This window comes from Bartonella sp. CE47NXGY, assembly GCF_042195415.1.
Lineage (GTDB): Bacteria > Pseudomonadota > Alphaproteobacteria > Rhizobiales > Rhizobiaceae > Bartonella.
The window spans coordinates 7,381-8,637 of sequence record NZ_JBHIOI010000041.1; the positions used below are offsets into that span (position 1 = coordinate 7,381).

The window sequence follows — 1,257 nt, forward strand, 5'->3', positions numbered from 1 at the left end:
TGATAGGTCTCAACCTGATCATTGAGTGTATGCCCCGTCATAATAAGTGATGCGCCTTGTTTTTGTGCTTCTTTAACCAAGAGATCATAGCGTGCAACACGCGCGCTGGAAGCAATATGCGTCTTTGGCTTTTCGCCTTCCCATCGCACAGTGATATGTTGAATATCATGGACACGACAAATTTTCGCAACAGTTTCTGCTTCACGCATCGATTCTTTACGCAATTGATGATCAACCGTGACAACAATCATTTCTGGAGGAAATACGAGTGTTTCCAAATGCTCTTTGACCAAAAACATCAAAGCCAAAGAATCACTTCCCCCTGAGACGGCAAGAATCAACTTCTGACATTGAATAAAATCCGATGTTTTAAAGAGATTTCTTGCCAGTCTAACGCACACCGAAAACGACCTCGCTGTTTATTTTGCAGGTTTACAAAAAACAGATGCTAATGTTTGTTGACGTTTTGATTTTTTCACAAAATGAGCACAATCGTCTTTATTTGGCTCAAGAGCGACCATACTTCTTGCTAATTTCAGTAAAATCTCGGAGGTATAGAGCTTCTTTTTATCTGCATACCATGCGGTAAGATAAACTTGTGCTGCTTCATGATAGCGTTTTTGCCCCAACAAAGATTCGGCCAACCAAAATAAAGCATCATCACTCAAAGGATCTTTTTTGTAACGATTTTGAAAAGCGCAAAAGCTTTTTTCAGCATCAACATAGTTAGCAGAACGAATAAAATCATACCCTTCCTTATACAAAGCTTTAGAAGAAGAAAGATTGTCACTCTGATGTGCTTCAATTGGAGCACTTACTTCATGCGCTTTGTTAAAAGGTTGACTGTTTTCATGGTCATGGCTCTCCACCTTAGCTTCCACAGCAGCAACCTTTGTCTGGTCACCTGTACTATGGTCCTGCTCCATCTCTTCCTTTACAGTCTGAGATTTTTCATCTACAGCAGACTTTTCAAAAGAACAAGAATAAACAGAAGAGACTTCTGTATCAAAAAGCTCGTGAAACTGCTTGTTAACATTTTTTAAACTGTTATGCTCAAGCACCATTCGTATCTTATGCAAAAGCTTATCTAAATCATAATCTTTAAATAAAGCCTGTTGATTCTCTAAAATAATCCCTTGGTGCTCCGCAACACTAGTAGCTTTTTCCACCACATCAGATGCTGCTTTATCAGCTGCTTCAGGTGCTTTCTTCACTGCATCAACAGCCTTATTAACGGCGTCAGTGGCTTTTTCCACC

The 1,257-nt window shown here is 39.7% G+C and carries 1 protein-coding gene and 1 pseudogene; both read right to left on the bottom strand.

Annotation, left to right across the window (positions count from 1 at the left end):
• Positions 1-401 (bottom strand): tRNA lysidine(34) synthetase TilS (gene tilS / locus ACFIL3_RS08360; protein ID WP_375682067.1); only part of this gene is annotated, 401 nt, incomplete at its 3' end.
• 18 nt (positions 402-419) lie between these two features.
• Positions 420-1,257, bottom strand: a pseudogene (locus tag ACFIL3_RS08365) (tol-pal system protein); the annotation flags it as partial.